14 protein-coding genes are annotated in these 16,025 nt (G+C 40.5%); 9 read left to right on the top strand and 5 right to left on the bottom strand.

Annotation, left to right across the window (positions count from 1 at the left end):
• Window positions 1-102: 102 nt before the first annotated feature.
• Complete coding sequence (locus tag M2369_RS17555) at window positions 103-1,194, bottom strand: GGDEF domain-containing protein (protein ID WP_041507546.1); 1,092 nt, start codon at window positions 1,192-1,194, stop codon at window positions 103-105.
• Between the two features lie 94 nt (window positions 1,195-1,288).
• On the opposite strand from M2369_RS17555, the gene M2369_RS17550 reads away from it, so the two are divergent.
• Entirely contained in the window at window positions 1,289-1,669 is a 381-nt protein-coding gene (locus M2369_RS17550) for a hypothetical protein (RefSeq protein WP_008349057.1), read from the top strand.
• Window positions 1,670-1,703: 34 nt separating this feature from the next.
• On the opposite strand, the gene M2369_RS17545 is transcribed toward M2369_RS17550, so the two are convergent.
• Complete coding sequence (locus tag M2369_RS17545) at window positions 1,704-2,120, bottom strand: hypothetical protein (RefSeq protein WP_041507545.1); 417 nt, start codon at window positions 2,118-2,120, stop codon at window positions 1,704-1,706.
• A 153-nt stretch (window positions 2,121-2,273) separates the two neighbouring features.
• On the opposite strand from M2369_RS17545, the gene M2369_RS17540 reads away from it, so the two are divergent.
• A complete protein-coding gene (locus tag M2369_RS17540) occupies window positions 2,274-2,780 on the top strand; it encodes a YhcN/YlaJ family sporulation lipoprotein (RefSeq protein ID WP_259255318.1) in 507 nt (168 codons plus the stop codon).
• Between the two features lie 154 nt (window positions 2,781-2,934).
• Window positions 2,935-3,810: a hypothetical protein gene (locus tag M2369_RS17535; protein ID WP_041507543.1), complete on the top strand. Its 876-nt coding sequence runs from the start codon at window positions 2,935-2,937 to the stop codon at window positions 3,808-3,810.
• 29 nt (window positions 3,811-3,839) lie between these two features.
• Here the strand turns inward: M2369_RS17535 and M2369_RS17530 are convergent, their stop codons facing one another.
• Window positions 3,840-4,484, bottom strand: coding sequence for a spore coat protein (locus tag M2369_RS17530; RefSeq protein ID WP_041507542.1), 645 nt, complete (start codon window positions 4,482-4,484; stop codon window positions 3,840-3,842).
• A gap of 143 nt (window positions 4,485-4,627) precedes the next feature.
• Between M2369_RS17530 and M2369_RS17525 the strand changes: the two genes are divergently transcribed.
• From M2369_RS17525 to M2369_RS17515, 3 genes are all read left to right on the top strand, one after another.
• Window positions 4,628-7,990, top strand: coding sequence for a CheR family methyltransferase (locus M2369_RS17525; RefSeq protein WP_041507541.1), 3,363 nt, complete (start codon window positions 4,628-4,630; stop codon window positions 7,988-7,990).
• An 82-nt stretch (window positions 7,991-8,072) separates the two neighbouring features.
• Window positions 8,073-10,979: a 5'-nucleotidase C-terminal domain-containing protein gene (locus M2369_RS17520; protein ID WP_259255311.1), complete on the top strand. Its 2,907-nt coding sequence runs from the start codon at window positions 8,073-8,075 to the stop codon at window positions 10,977-10,979.
• Window positions 10,980-11,011: 32 nt separating this feature from the next.
• Window positions 11,012-11,578 carry a class D sortase gene (locus M2369_RS17515; protein ID WP_024719945.1) on the top strand — a complete coding sequence of 189 codons (567 nt, stop codon included), beginning with the start codon at window positions 11,012-11,014 and terminating at the stop codon, window positions 11,576-11,578.
• 34 nt (window positions 11,579-11,612) lie between these two features.
• Here M2369_RS17515 and M2369_RS17510 read toward each other — a convergent pair whose 3' ends face one another.
• The gene (locus M2369_RS17510; RefSeq protein ID WP_024719946.1) at window positions 11,613-12,515 is read right to left on the bottom strand and encodes an RluA family pseudouridine synthase; all 903 of its coding nucleotides are present in this window, start codon (window positions 12,513-12,515) and stop codon (window positions 11,613-11,615) included.
• A 108-nt stretch (window positions 12,516-12,623) separates the two neighbouring features.
• Here M2369_RS17510 and M2369_RS17505 point away from each other — a divergent pair, with 108 nt between their 5' ends.
• From M2369_RS17505 to M2369_RS17495, 3 genes are all read left to right on the top strand, one after another.
• Complete coding sequence (locus M2369_RS17505; RefSeq protein ID WP_024719947.1) at window positions 12,624-12,965, top strand: DUF5365 family protein; 342 nt, start codon at window positions 12,624-12,626, stop codon at window positions 12,963-12,965.
• Window positions 12,966-13,272: 307 nt separating this feature from the next.
• Complete coding sequence (locus M2369_RS17500) at window positions 13,273-13,938, top strand: HAD family hydrolase (protein ID WP_017366913.1); 666 nt, start codon at window positions 13,273-13,275, stop codon at window positions 13,936-13,938.
• Window positions 13,939-13,952: 14 nt separating this feature from the next.
• Window positions 13,953-15,491: a bifunctional GNAT family N-acetyltransferase/carbon-nitrogen hydrolase family protein gene (locus tag M2369_RS17495; RefSeq protein WP_041507539.1), complete on the top strand. Its 1,539-nt coding sequence runs from the start codon at window positions 13,953-13,955 to the stop codon at window positions 15,489-15,491.
• 45 nt (window positions 15,492-15,536) lie between these two features.
• Here the strand turns inward: M2369_RS17495 and M2369_RS17490 are convergent, their stop codons facing one another.
• Window positions 15,537-15,953: a hypothetical protein gene (locus tag M2369_RS17490; RefSeq protein ID WP_024719949.1), complete on the bottom strand. Its 417-nt coding sequence runs from the start codon at window positions 15,951-15,953 to the stop codon at window positions 15,537-15,539.
• Window positions 15,954-16,025 lie beyond the last annotated feature (72 nt).

The raw sequence follows: 16,025 nt of genomic DNA, 5'->3' as shown, positions 1-16,025 counted from the left end.
CAAAAATAATTACCTTTACTTTACCAGTGTTTGCGGGAAAAAACAACTGTTATACGAAAACTTTTTTAAAAATAATTAGCGCTAACAAATTGAGGAAAAAGCCTATGTTAAGTGTTCTCTTTTTCGTCCAGAAAAGCTCACTTGGTTTCTGCCTGCCTGCTTCGCTTTATAGAGCTCCTGGTCTGCAATAATCGGTAATTGTTTGATGTTTTCACTTGTTCCTGCATCATAAGCACATCCAATTGACACCGTAATGTGAATCGATGTTCCGTTTTGTAAATAAATTGGCTGATCCGCCATTTTTTTTCGTAAACGTTCCGCAATTTGCCATGTTTTTTCAACGGAACAATTCGGTAAAAGCACAGCAAATTCTTCACCGCCGATTCGCCCAATATAATCAGAGCTTCTTGTGTTTTTAATTAGCCTTGTTCCGATTTCTTTTAAAACGATATCTCCCTCATGATGTCCATACTGATCATTGATGGTTTTGAAATAATCGATGTCTAGATAAATCAAGGACATTTGATGGATAGGTTGCTTTAAGTTCAGAGAAAAAGCATCACTTAATATTTCATCGAATTTCCGTTTATTTAAAACACCAGTTAAAAAGTCATAATGAGCTTGGAATTTATACAAATTTAACATCTGATACGCTTTTGTTTGATGCTCAATGACATAAAAGTTAAATAAACCGGCAATATACGAGAACATCCAATAGGCAGCATGTAGTTCAAATGACCTTTCATTGACGATGATGATAAATAAAATCGTCGCTATGACGTTGCTCATGGTAATAGATAACAGCATTTTTACGACGTGATTGATATGACGCTCAGCAATTAAAAAAGAAGCTGTGGCGATAAATATCATGGAAAAAATATTAATGAAAGAAGCGACATTGGCTTCGATTAATAATCGGCCAATAATGATCACACAGGCTGCAATGAACGTTTGTGCAATGCCTCCATAAAATGCCGTTAAAATAAGGGGGATATGTCTTAAATCGATGATGGCTGGTCCTGCTTTAATAGAGAAAAACATTAAGAGGACACCGAGTAACCCAGAAATCATTCCTTTATAAATTTGTCTGAGCAGGGTGTCTTCCTTTTTTAAAAAATTCTCTTTAAACACAAGCATCAATAAATAATGGAAAGTGACAAGAATTGTTAAATTAATAAAGAGGTCTCTTAGCAAAATAAAATCACCTTTTTAAAATTACTAAAATTTGTTGCAAAAGAAAAGGGGAAACAAGATAATTAATAAAAATTTCACTTATGAGGGGTTTAAAATGAGGAGAAAACAATTTCCAGATCGAACGGACTGGCTTTCTTTTTTTGAGACGTGGCCTGATGAAGGATTTGAACGAGATATGCCCATTGAATATCAAGATCTAACGTTTCGGTTTGAGAATGAGGAAGAGCGATTTGTGGTGACGATGTCTCTTGGAGTACAAGAATTTTCTTTGAAGGCTGTTCGAAAAAAGGACGCATCCGTTTTAGGAGTATATGCCTTTAAAACTGTGCGACATGTAGAAATAAAAAAGGATCGGCAGCATGAAAAAGAGCTGTTGATACTATTAGATGGTGTGGAACGGTTTGTTATCACGATCGAAATCACCTTCTTGCCTTCCTTCTGCATCATGGTGAAAGAGCATTTTTCAGGAGAATAAACAGGAGCCTTCTGAAAAAAGGCTCCTGTTTTAGTTATTTGTGCTCGATGTCATTGAGCACTTGCTGAATAGATTCATCATCCATTACATTCATGACACTTTCATCAATGTGAAGAGACTGGGCGTAAGACTCTCTCGGCGGCTGATGAGTTTGGTATGTTTTTGATGATGTTTGATGCTGGCTTGTTTCATTTGGCTGGACAGCGGTGAATGCTTGCTTGATCATTTGTCCTACTTCAGCTGTGCCTTTTGAGTCTTTACGTGAATGTGAATGGGACTCATGACGAGATGACTCATGCTGGTGTTGATCTTTGCCTTTCATCATTGAGGACAAATTCATTTGAGTCATGCTGCTTAGTCTTCTCCGTAATAGTGGTGAAAATAATGCAATGATGGCTGTTGATGCTGCGATCATTGCACCAGTACTCATACCTTTTCTCTTTTTAAACAAACGAATCCCTCCATTTGATCGTGATGATACTTCTTCATCATGTTTAGGATGACCAATCAAGGCTGATTTATGAATTCATTGCTGAAATAGAGGATGTGTGCATAAAAAGTCTGCTGGATGAAAAACCTATGAGCAAAAGGAGGGAATAAATTGATGAATAAGAAATGGATGCTATCTTTATTACTCGTTCCAACATTGATCACTGCTGGGTGTGGAATGAACAACCAAGGCGATGAACGAAGAGGAACAATGAAACGACAGTACGAAAATGTCACATATAAGAACGACAACATGAGACAGGATCAACCAAATGTACAAACACCTCAGAAGGTGAAAGTGGCAGATAAGGCATCAGAGCTTGTTGCCAACATGTCTGAAGTGAAAACAGCGAACATACTTGTCACAGGGAAAAATGCATTTGTTGCTGTCGTGCTTGAAGGCAATAAAAGCGGAGATGTAACAGACGATTTGAAAAAGAAAATTTCTGACAAAGTCAAATCGACGGATCAACAAATTGATAATGTGTATGTATCTGCTAATCCAGACTTTGTCGATCGTATGGCAGGGTACGGAAAACGTATTAGAAGTGGAGAGCCAATTTCAGGATTCTTCGACGAGTTTACTGAAACGGTTCGACGTGTCTTCCCTGAATCAAAATAGCTACGACAAAAGCCGTATGTCATATGCGGCTTTTTTGTTTGGAACCGCACCTTGCGCACCTGACTGCATAAAGTAAAAAATATATCACCTCTTGTTGATCTTTGTTTTTTCATAGAGAGAAAGAGGTTGCAGGATGAATTCAGGTGGGGAGTAAATGAAAGCAAAACCGTCATTAATTCATAAAAAACTTGTAAGCGGAATGATTGCAGCAGGTTTGATTTTTTATGCGTTCACTGCGTACTTGATTTATGTAGGGTTCCAGCTGGCAGAGCAATATCTAGAGCAGCATTCTTCGCCTAAAACGGTCTTAACGGAAGGACTCAATAAGCAAGTCTATGAACATATTCGAATATACTATGCAAAGGATGAGGGCGCCTTTGTCGATTTGACCATAGAAGCGCTGGAACAGGCAAAGAAGAGAACGATGTCAGTGTTTCAGTATGAAGCTGACAAACCGTTAGATATCATTTATTTTGATGATAAAGAGACGATTGAGCAATTTGCCGGTATCAAGCATATTACAGGTTTTTATTCTGATGTTGATCATATGATTGGATTATACCCAGATAAACGGGAAGAATTGTTGAAGAAAGAGACACTGCCTTTATACTTTTTCAACACGTTATTCATTCATGAGTATGCCCATTTCGTTTTCTATGAAAAGGTGCATGCATACAATGTATCTCCAGTCGTCTTTCCCCTTTGGTTCCATGAAGGAACAGCAGAATGGACGGCCTATGATGTGCTGAACGCCACGTCTGAACGGTTTGACGTCATTCCTTTTAAATCTCTTTATTCTGATCAAGACTGGCAAGAATCTCGCACGACGTATGAGACAGATGTTTATTTACAAAGCTACTATATGATCTATGAGCTTGTGCAGCTTTATGGACGAGATGTCATACATGAGATCATGGAGGAAACGGCGAAAACTAGTCGTTTTGATAGAGGGTTTGAACAAGCGACAGGACAACGTCTCACAGATTTTGAAGAGCAATTTAAACTGAATTATCAAAGAAAAAACGGCTGACCTGTAAATAGGGCGGCCGTTGTTTTTGGTTAATGAAGCGGTTTTTGCTGGTTGGCTTTGCTTGGCGGCATCTGCACTTGTCCCTGCATAGGGGCAAATGTAGACGTCATCGCCTGCATATCTTGCGCTGTAAGCTGCGGAACTTGATAATAGCTATGTTTGTTTTGATATAAGAAAATTTCATACGCCATTTCAATAAAGTTCGGGATTTGCGCTGCAAGCACACGTCGCACCACAGGGTTTGTGACCTCTAATGCAGTCATTGAGAGTAATCCAGCATGAGATTTCATGAGACCAAGCATATGCCCTGTAATTCCCGCATCTTTTACATCCTGTAATGATTGATTTGGCTTCTTAGGCTGGGATGGTTTTATTCCGTATGTCACCTGTGTCTGTTCTTTCATCATATAAGTAGATGTTTCTTCACTAGGCTTTTGACCAGTAGAAAAGCAATCTACCGTGACGTTGTACTGGGACAATACAAATTGATATTGTCGATCTAACATGTCGGATAATGCGGGATCTTGGATAAATTGCCGAAAGATCATGTACTGATCCAAAATATTAATGGTCCCTGCTAATACCTCATGTAAATCAAATAACTCATGCCCGCCATGATTGAATTGGGACTGCTGGACATGTCCTTGAACGTTTGGTTGCTGATCGTTTTGCATAAAGAATCCTCCTTCTGTTTATACAGTCTGTTTTAATGTGAGGAAGTTTTCCTCCTTTCATGCAAAAACATTATTTACAATTAGAGGGTTTTCTTCCTTTTTGTCGAAAAAATGTATCAGACGAATGAACATGGGGGTACCAGATGCAGGACAAAATCATTAATCGTTTGATAGAAGACGAACATGTGCAGGCACCAGTGATTGGCATCGGTGTTTCGCCGTTTGAACAGCATCATCTTGAGGCTTTTTTTCAATCATTTCCGCATGAATTAAATGCCTCTTTTATTGTTGTGCAAAATCATGTGACAGGCGATTGTGTAACTGATTTGGAAGCACTTGTTTTACCGATTGGCTACCGGGCAAAGCCGATTAAGCATGGTGAGAAAGTCATGAAAAATACGATTTATGTTTGTCCGCAGCATGCAGCTGTGACATTGACAGAAGACAAACGGCTACACATAACAGAGCAGCATCCTACGAACAAGGCGTGTGCTGTAAATTCGTTGTTTCAGTCACTTGCAATTGTGCAAAAGGAAGAGGCCTATGCGATCTTTTTTCAAAAAGGCTATTGTGTAGGAAGTGGTTTGCTTCAAATCGTTGAGCAAGGCGGTACAGCCATATCGTGCAGTGAGACAAATAGTGGGTTTGATCGTATGTATCATCAAACATTTCAAGACCCTTCTGCACTTGCGTCATATATAGCCAACATCATCAACGTTCCGCATACAGATGTTGCAGACCCTGTTTTGATCAGAATCATTGAACGTCTTGAAATGCATAAAGGAATTGCATTTTCAACCTATGAGAAGCGGAGACTGCTCTCTGTCATTCAAAAAAGAATGAGGAGTGCGAACCAATCGATCTCCTTATTGTCCGAGTACGATCGTTTATTAGAGAGAGAACCAGATGAGCTTGATCGCCTGCATGTACAGCTCTTAAGCGGCACGACTTCCTTTTTTAGAGATATGGAAGCCTTTCGAGTATGTGAACATCACATCATTCCGTCGATCATTGATAATACATTGAAAAATGGGAAATCTCGATGCCGCATTTGGATTGCAGGATGTTCTACAGGTGAAGAAGCCTATTCTTTTGCGATGTTATTTTTAGAAGAAATGAAACGAAGACAAGTGTCCATTGAACTTCAAGTGTTTGCAACAGACATCAACCGGAAAGCCATCCAAAGTGCAAGCAAAGGTGTTTATTCGCTTGAGTCTATGGCACGGATGCCAGAAAAATGGAGGGCACGATATTTCGAAAAAAAAGGTGACGCTTTTATTGTGAAGCAGTCGCTTAGAAAACATATTGTTTTTGCTCCTCACAATTTATTGATCGATTCACCTTTTATCCACCTCGATTTTATCAGTTGCCGAAATGTTCTGATGTACTTCCAGCCAGAAGTACAAAAACGAGTCTTATCTCGATTCCAATATGCACTAAAGGATCAAGGGATGTTGATATTAGGACCGAATGAAAAGGTACCCAATATCCCTCGTTTATTTCATTTGTTCAATGAAAAGTGGAACATTTACACCCACTCAAACGTTCCTAAATACAATGCAGGTCATACGGAGTTAAAAGAACGAGCTGTTCAATATATGAAAGAAGTAGAGCAGGAGTATGATGCATGTTTCATCATAGACGATTGCGAGAAAATCCTCGCGATATCAAACGGTGCCTATTCTTTCTTAGCGCATGCAGAAGTCTCAGATGAATTATGTGAATATGTAACCCCTGATTATATGAAAGAGATACTAAGTCAAAGCTTTCAAAAGGTATGGACTGAAGAGACTGAGGTTGTCTTTCAACATGTCCTCATTTCGGAAAATGGAAGAAAGCAGTATGCTGATTTCACAGTGAAACATTTTGATCGCCGTTTTAAAGGAGTATACGTCATTCTCATTCGGATGAGTGAGAGAGGAAAAAATCAAAAGAACGGCAGGGACAAAGAGATGTTAGAGCAGAATTCGGTTTATCAACAGCGAATTGTCGATTTAGAAAACGAGCTCAATGAGGTCAAACAAAAGGAGCAAGAAGCAAGGGCTCAATTAAAAGAAAAAAACAAGCAAATAGAAGTGCGCGAGAAAACAAACGAGCATTTTATTAATATTATAAACAATTTAAAGGTGACAAGAGAAGAACTGTACCGGCCGTCTGTGAAGCCAGAACTTGCCACGTTGTTTGTGGACCGGGAAATGAATATTCGCTATCACACTCCTACAGCTACCTCTTTATTCACTTCAGCTCAAACCCGGCACCAGCAAACGTTTCAGTCGATGGTGAAGAAGTTATCGAAGGAAATGCTCTATCATGATATTCAATCTGTCATTTCAGATAGGCGCGTGATCGAACGTGAAATTGAAACGAACGAAGGAGAACAATTCACGGTTCATTTGACGCCTTTCTATGATCAAGATCGCGAGGGAGCAGTGATGACCTGGATCAAAATGACCGAAATGACGAAATTGAAGCAGGCTCTTCATCTTGCGGTGACAGCACTTGATAACAGCCATATTCATATTGTGGTTGCAACAGGAGAAGGTGTCATTCAGTGTGTCAACCAGCGCTTTTGTCAGTTTGTACAACAGCATGAATATGACTTGATCGGAAAAGATATTTTTTCTGTCTATTATGCGTTGTGTCAATGTGATGATCTAGCGAAACAATGGGACATGTGTTTAAGAGAGGGCAGCTGGACAGGTGAGCTGTATTTTCAGAACTTATCAGGGCGTGAGCGATGGGAAAGAGTCTCTTTACACCGAATCGATGACCCTGACAAAATGCAGTCTACTGTCATGCGGATTTCAGAGGATATTACAAGTCAAAAACAGTCTGAGAAAATGCTGATGAAGTCTGAAATGCTGTCAGCAGTTGGACAGCTTGCAGCTGGTATTGCTCATGAGATACGTAACCCACTTACGTCGTTAAAAGGCTTTTTACAGCTAATGATTCAAAGTAAAAAGTATCAGAAGGATTATGCCGATGTGATGATGTCAGAGTTTAATCGGCTTGAGTCTATTATTAACGAATTCCTTGTGCTCTCTAGAAGTAAATCTGTTAAATTTGAACCGGTGAATGTGAATCTTCTGCTCGAAGAAGTCATTATGGTCGTTGAATCTCAGGCGGTCTTAAAAGGAGTGTCGATTCAAAAGAATCTGGCGCCCTCACTGCCACATATTCAAGGCATTCCAAATGAACTAAAACAAGTGTTCCTTAACATTCTTAAAAACGGAATTGAAGCGATGGATGGAGTAACAGGTGTGATCCAAGTGACTTCATTATTGAAAAACGACCAAATGATGCTGATATTTGAAGACCAAGGAAAGGGCATACCAGAAGAGGAGATTGGGAAATTAGGTGAACCTTTTTACACAACGAAAGAAAAAGGCACGGGTCTTGGATTAATGATGACCATTAAGATTATTGAAAGCCATGGCGGTACCATTCGTTTTGAGAGCAAAAGCTTTGAAGGGACACGTGTGATTATTACGTTTCCAAGTAATTGAGATCAGCTTTACATGAAATCCATCCAGTCTTAATAATTGCTTTGTACACTAGAAGAGATGAAGTTCAAAGGGGAGAAATCTAATGAAACGTATACAATCTATTCGAATGGTCTGTTGTTTGATTTTGGTGATATTTAGTCTGCAATCTTTACTGCCTAGTATCATGACAGCTGAGGCGTTTTCTTCTTCTGAGAAAAAGCAGACTTTATGGAAACAAACAAAGCCGATGAACATAAAAAAAGCCCGAAAACTGATAGGAGAAACGGTAACGGTGAGCGGAATCGTAACAGCAGATCAATCCGCTATAGGGAATGGGAAACTATCAACATATATTCAAGACAAAACAGCTGGTCTCAATATTTATTCTGCGCAGCCTAAGAATTTTCCAGAACTGAAAGCAGGCATGAAGGTCACGGTGATTGGCAAGGTGACGACTTATAAAGGGCTCGTTGAAATTGTGCCAGATCAAGATCGTCTGAAGATAGAGGCTGTGAATCAGCCATTGCCTTCGCCAAAGAAAGTTTCCATTAAACAATTGGAATCGGATCAGGCAAGCAAATATGAAGGAAGATTAGTGAAGGTAAAAGGCTATGTAGAACAGACGCCAGATCAGCCAGCTGGCGGTGGATACAATGTGGTCATCATCGATAAAAAATATCATAGCACAGTCCTTAGAGTCATGGTTGATACGGGTGCCATTGATCAAGTGAAGACCGGAAAATGGTATGAGTTTACTGGCGTTTTAAGCAGATATGATACGCTGCAAGTACTTCCAAGACACAAAACCGATGTCAAATTGCTGAAGCACCAGCCAAAGCCGCCAAAAATCAAAAAAGAATATGAGGCAACGGTAGATCGTGTTGTGGATGGAGATACCATTCATTTGAAGAAGCCTGTGCTCGGCACAACAAAGGTACGCTTCGTGAATATGGACACACCAGAAACCTACCACAAGCCAAAAAATGAATTAGATCAAAACCAGCTGCGCTTTGGACAAAAAGCGACGGATTATTTAAAAACACTTCTTTCAAGTGGTGATCGAGTCACATTAAAGATTGGCCCGGAAGCAAAGGATGGATATGGACGTCTTTTAGCTCAAGTCAAAACCAAAAAAGGGCTGAATACGAACCTAGAGCTTGTGAAAAAAGGATATGCCCCTACTTATTTCATCTGGCCTGTTGGAGATGAAAAAGAGTATCAGATGTTCCAGCAAGCAGTGAAAGATGCCAAGGAAAAAGGGCTTGGTATTTGGAATGAAGAAGATCCTCTGCTAGAACAGCCGTTTGAATTTAGAGCACGCGAGCAGAAAAAAGGGCTCACACGTTATGTGGGGGATTCATCTGCAAAAACCTACGTATCACCTGACAGCTGGAATGAGATCGATGTAGATAAACGTGTCTTTTTTGCTTCTAAAGAAGAAGCAGAGCAGGCAGGATATCAGGCGTCAGAATCATCCAGTGAAGTCCCATTAACCATTTTAAGCATGAATGATTTGCATGGGAAAATTGATCAGCAATATGAGCTGGATGTAAAAGGTGATGGCAGTAAAGGAACATATGGACGGATGGATTATGTGGCGGCTTATATAAAACAAAAGCAAGCTGCGCAAAAAAATACACTGACAGTTCATGCAGGAGATATGATAGGCGGAAGCTCGCCAATATCTTCTCTTTTACAAGATGAACCAACGGTTGAACTAATGGAGAACATCGGCTTTGACGTTGGGACAGTTGGCAACCATGAGTTTGATGAAGGTGTAGACGAACTATTACGAATCTTAAAAGGTGGAGATCACCCGAAAGGCACAAAAGGATATGATGGGCAGAACTTCCCGCTTGTTTGTGCAAACTGTGAATACAAGGATACTGGCAAACCACTTTTACCGGCCTATGAAATCATGGATGTCGAAGGAATTCCTGTGGCTTTTATCGGGATTGTGACAACATCAGCGGCAGGTATGGTCATGCCAGAAGGAATTAAAGACATTCAATTTACTGATGAAGTCCAAGCTGTCAATGAAGCAGCGAAGGAATTAAAGCAAAAAGGGATTAAAGCGATCGCAGTTCTGGCTCATATGACCGCCTCTCAAAATGGCGATACCATTACTGGAGAAAGTGCAAGGCTGGCCAAAGAAGGCGATGACGAAATTGATGTCATTTTCGCTGGCCATAATCACGAAGTGGTCAATGGAGAAGTGAATGGAAAATTAATTGTCCAAGCCTTTGAATACGGAAAGACAATTGGAGAAGTCAATGTCACACTTGACCGGAAAACAAAAGATATTGTCAAAAAGAGTGCAAACATCCAGTATGTAGACCAGGCTGGTATTGAAAAGGATCAGGAGGCAGCGGACATTTTAGCTCGTTACGGAAAAGAAGTGGAGCCGATTATTAGTGAGGTGGTTGGAGAAGCAGGGGTCAAGATGGAGGGCGGCTATTCAAATGATGGTGATACACCACTTGGCAATCTCATTGCGGATGGCATGAGATATTCAATGAAAAGTGACTTTGCCATGATGAATGGTGGCGGCATCAGACAAAATCTCGAAAAAGGACCCATTACTTGGGGAGACCTCTTTAATATTCAGCCATTTGGAAATGTGTTAGTGAAGCTGGACATTAAGGGGAAAGATTTAGTTGATATCATTGAAGCTCAAATATCTCCTCAATTTGGACCGGATTATAGCATTTCAGGCTTTTCTTATTCGTACAATCCGTTAACATATAAAGTAGTCGACTTAAAACTGCCTGATGGTTCTTCCGTTGATTTCGATAAAACGTATACACTCACAGTGAACAACTTCATGGCGACTGCCACTGGAAGTAAGTATGCACCGATTGGGCGGCTAGGGAAAAATCCGGAAACAGGCCCAGAAGATTTAGAAGCAACGGTCGCTTTTGTAAAGAGCTTCGAGGGAGCTTCTATTGTGTATCAAAAAGAGGGCCGAATTCAACAAGCGAAACAAGAAGAAAAGGCAGCAGCAAGCTAAAGAATCATCAGCAAAGACAAAGGAGTTAACGCATGAAAAAATGGCTTGCAGTGATTGTCATGTCAGCGGGGATTGTGGTGCTTGGCTGGGGAATCTGGCAAATGGCTTCTACTCACTTACAAACAGCACATTCTTTAGAGGAAGCAAAGAAGGTCGTAGAAACTGATCAAGGGATGACAAAGGAAAAATTTTCACCTGAAATGGGGAAAGCCTCTGGCATCCTGACCATTCCGAAATTAAAAGCCGATTTGCCGATTGTTGAAGGGACAGATGCGGACGACCTTGCCAAAGGCGTCGGTCATTATAAAGGCAGTTATTACCCTGATCAAAATGGACAAATCGTTTTGTCGGGACACAGGGATACGGTCTTCCGCCGGACTGGTGAACTGGATATTGGGGATCAGCTAAAAATCACTGTACCGTATGGTGAGTTTGTTTATGAAATCACGCATACGAAAATTGTGGATCAGCATGATACATCCATTATTACCTTACAAAATAAAAAGGAAGAGCTTGTGTTAACCACATGCTATCCATTTCATTTTGTCGGCAACGCACCAGAGCGGTACATTATTTATGCGAAAAGAGCATCTGTCTAACGTCAAAAGAGCCTGTATGATCAGGCTCTTTTTTCTACATATTGTCCATTAATTCAGCCATATCAGGTGGAAGCGGTGCTTCTATCGTCAGCTTTTCACCTGTGAATGGATGGTTCATGTCTACTTGTTTGGCATGAAGGGCGCATCTGTTTATCAGGTCACGCTTCCCGCCATATAATGTATCGCCAGCTAAAGGATGCCCGAGACTGCTAAGATGGACCCGAATTTGATGCGTTCTGCCTGTTTCTAATCGCAGCTTAACGGCCGTCATCTGTAAACGTTTATTGAGATGGAAGACCTCATAATGAGTCTTGGCGCTTTGACCAGTAGGAGAAACCCTCCTTCTGACGGCATGGTGTTTATCACGTCCAATGGCTGCTTGGATCGTTCCTTTCTTTTTCTTAAACAGTCCTTGTGCGATGGCAAGATACGTTCTGTTAATCGCTTTTTTTGAAAGCATTTGATCGAGTACAGCATGTGCCAACCTGTGTTTGGCAAAAATAACGGTGCCGCTTGTGTCTTGATCCAGCCTATGTATATGTCTGACCCGCTTTTCTTCTCCATTTGCTTGAAAATGGAAAGCGACTAGGTTCGCCAGCGTACCTGTTTGTCCTTTTTCATTTGGATGCGTCGGCTTTCCAGCAGGCTTTTGGACAACTAATAAATGCTCGTCTTCAAAGAGTACCTCTAATTCACCGTATTCTGGCGTCACATCACTTTCTTCCGTCTCAAATAAATCAATGAGAATCTGATCACCTGTACTCACTTTTGCAGCATGGTGGGCAGGTTTTTGATTGAGACGGACTTTTTGGTGCTCCATCCAAAAATGGATAATTGGTTTAGAGGCAGACACTTCGTCTTTTAAAAATTGACTTAAGGAAATGCCATTTTGCTGCTCACCTACTTTTAGGGAGAGCATGTGTCCTTTTATGATCATGATATTCGTCCTCTCTTTGGGTATATATAGGAAACACTTACCTTAGCGAATGACTTTTTTTCTGTGCTATTCTGAATGGAGTAATAACGACAGAGAGGTAGATGCCACGTGAGATTAATGAAAGCTGCGACAGACCTTCAAGAGCAGGCAATTGAAGAAGTATCAAAGGAAATTGAAGATCTCTTATCCCATTCTGTCAATGGAGAAGCGCAGGAAAAACAACCCCCGCTTACATTCATTGATGGTGTGTATAACGGGACAATGGATGATGCTTTTCGTATCTTATCAGGTCTTCAGCTATTACATACCATTATTTTAAAGCCGAAGCGACATATCACAAAACGAGATCGTGAGTTATTTGAACTCAACCGTGAACAAGTTAATGCGTGCGGCTTTTCTTTCCCGTTTGATTTAGATGATTTTGCAGGCCGTCACCTTCAAAATGCGTAAAAGTTGGTGTGAACTTCCTTGTTAACTTACAAGGTCGTCGCACATACTATTTTTAAGGGAACGGAGAAACCTTCAAGATCTGTAATACCAATTCCGCTCTTTTTCAACAATGTCTATTCTCCACGAATCGGAGCGCTTGGATCTCTTGCAGAAAGAATCGAACATGACAGGAGCCTGACAAAACGATGCAGGCTCCTTTTATACATAATCATTTTAGCAGACATTCATCTTTGAAAGTCAATTTTATTCACGATATGATAGCAGTATGGAAGATATTTCAGACTTTCGGAAAAAAGGAGTGGCCTCTTTGGTAAAGGCGATTATATTTGATTTTGATGGATTAATTTTAGATACAGAAACACATGAATATGAGGTTCTGCAGGAAATGTTTGCGGAGCATGAATCGGAGTTGCCTCTGTCTGTATGGGGAAATGTGATTGGAACGCAGGCAGGTTTTAAGCCTTTTGAATATTTGGAAGAGCAGTTAGGGAAGACATTAGATCATGAGGCTCTCACAGAAGACCGGCGTTCACGTTTTCAAAAGAGAATGAAGGACGAAGCAGCAAGACCTGGTGTAGAAGCTTATTTAGAAGCGGCAAAGGAGCTTGGAATTAAGATTGGACTTGCTTCCAGCTCAGATTATAAATGGGTGTCTGATCACCTGAAACAAATTGGACTTTTCGATTACTTTGAATGTATCCGCACGTCAGACGATGTGGAAGAAGTGAAACCTCACCCAGAACTTTATTTGCAAACCGCACAATGCTTAGGCGTTGAGCCAAAAGATTGCGTGGCATTTGAGGACTCTGTGAATGGGTCAATCGCTGCCAAACGAGCGGGTATGAAATGTGTCATCGTGCCAAATAAAGTGACGAGCACACTGCAGTTTGAAGAATATGATGCGAGATTAGAATCCATGGCTGAAATCGAATTGCTCCAGCTATTCCATCAGCTTGAAAAAGAGGATCAGTAAGGGGGCAATACATCATGGCAGAAAAACTAGATTTAACGCGATTTGAAAAAAGAATGGTGATTCGAAATATTAGAGAAGAAGATATCGACCGAATCATCGCATTGCAAGAGGTATGCTTTCCAGGCATGGACCCTTGGAAAAAAGAGCACCTTGAAAGCCACCTTGAACATTTCCCAGAAGGCCAGTTCTGTGCGGAATTCGAGGGAGAAATCATTGGCTCATGTTCAAGTTTATTAATTAACTTTGATGAATACGATGATCGTCACACATGGCAGGACATCACAGATGATGGATATATCACAAACCATAATCCAGATGGGATGAATATGTACGGAATTGAAGTAATGGTCAGTCCTGAGTACCGCCGGATGAAAATCGGTCATCGTTTATACGAAGCAAGAAAAGACTTAGCGAGAAGATTAAATTTAAAAAGCATCATCATTGGCGGACGTATCCCGAATTATCATAAATATCAAGAGGAAATGACGCCTCGCCAATATGTAGAGCAAGTCATGCTGCACCAAATTTATGATCCTGTGCTATCTTTTCAGCTGTTAAATGAATTTAGCCTGATGCGGATCAATCCGAATTACTTGCCGGATGATAAAGCTTCCAGTACGTACGCAACGCTAATGGAATGGAACAATGTCGATTATCGCCCGCAATCGAAAAGATATTATAAATCGGCGTTCCCAGTACGAATTTGTGTCATTCAATATGCAATGAAGCAAATTCATTCCTTTGAGGAGTTTATGAATCAAGTGGAGTATTACGTGGATGTGGCATCAGATGCGTCAGCTGACTTTGCCGTTTTCCCGGAAATCTTTACAACGCAGCTTATGTCATATTTAGAAGAGAGATCACCAAGTCTAGCAGTGCAGCGGATCACAGAATATACCGAGGACTACATCAATTTGTTTACAGATCTCTCGGTCAAGTACAACATTAATATCATCGGTGGTTCTCATTTCGTTGAAGAGGAAGGGAAAATCTATAATATCGCCTATTTATTTAGACGTGATGGAACAATTGAAAAGCAATATAAGTTGCATATCACGCCGAATGAAAGAAAATGGTGGGGGATTTCAGCTGGTGACCAAGTCCGGGTATTTGATACGGACTGCGGGAAAATTGCGATCCAAATTTGCTACGATATTGAATTCCCTGAGCTTGCTCGAATTGCAACTGACAAAGGAGCGAAAATTATTTTCACTCCATTCTGTACAGAAGACCGTCAAGGCTATTTACGAGTACGTTACTGTGCGCAGGCGAGAGCGATTGAAAATCAGATATATACGGTCATTTCTGGAACGGTCGGAAACCTTCCGCAAACAGAAAACATGGATGTCCAATATGCACAATCAGCAATCTTTGCACCATCTGATTTTGAATTCGCAAGAGATGGCATTGTAGGGGAATGCAACCCGAATATTGAAATGGTGGTTGTCGGTGATGTCGACTTAGAAATATTAAGAAGGCAGCGTCAAGATGGGACGGTTCGTCAGCTGAAAGACCGAAGAAGAGACGTGTATCATATTGAATATAAGAAATAACCAAAACAAGCGCCCCGCAGTTATGCGAGGCGCTTTTCTTTATGTTTACATTTTCTTTAATGCGAGTGTAGCAAAGTGGGCAATGCTTTTGGCAGCTAAAAATGGAACGTCTGATTTGACAAGAGATTGATAAATCGTTTTTTCTACTTGTTTCCATGTAAGAGCAGGCTCTTCTAAAAGATTTTTTAAATCAGGTCCTACATGCTGGTTGAAAAACTGTTCAAATTGTTCGCGTTTTTCTTGTCCGGCAATCACTTCTAATTTTTGTAGCCACTTTTCTTGTTTTTGGAAAGATTGTTCGATGTTTTGTTTAATGGTGTCTGTTGTTGAAGGAAGCTGAAAATCACTTTCTGCTGTCACCTGCTTCGTTTGAATAGATGCAGCATCAGCCGTTTGTGTAATAGGTGAAGCGAATAAAAGGACAGAGGTGGAGAGCATCAAAGATTTTGCGATTGTTTTCATTAAGAAAACCTCCTAGTTCATTTAGTATTGTGCACGAGATTTATTATACATTTTTGTTAAAATAAGGTAATG

It is taken from the genome of Bacillus sp. JUb11, assembly GCF_024807925.1.
GTDB lineage: Bacteria > Bacillota > Bacilli > Bacillales > Bacillaceae > Bacillus > Bacillus altitudinis.
Note: the sequence above shows the minus strand (reverse complement) of the source record. Positions and strands in the feature narration are given on the sequence as shown.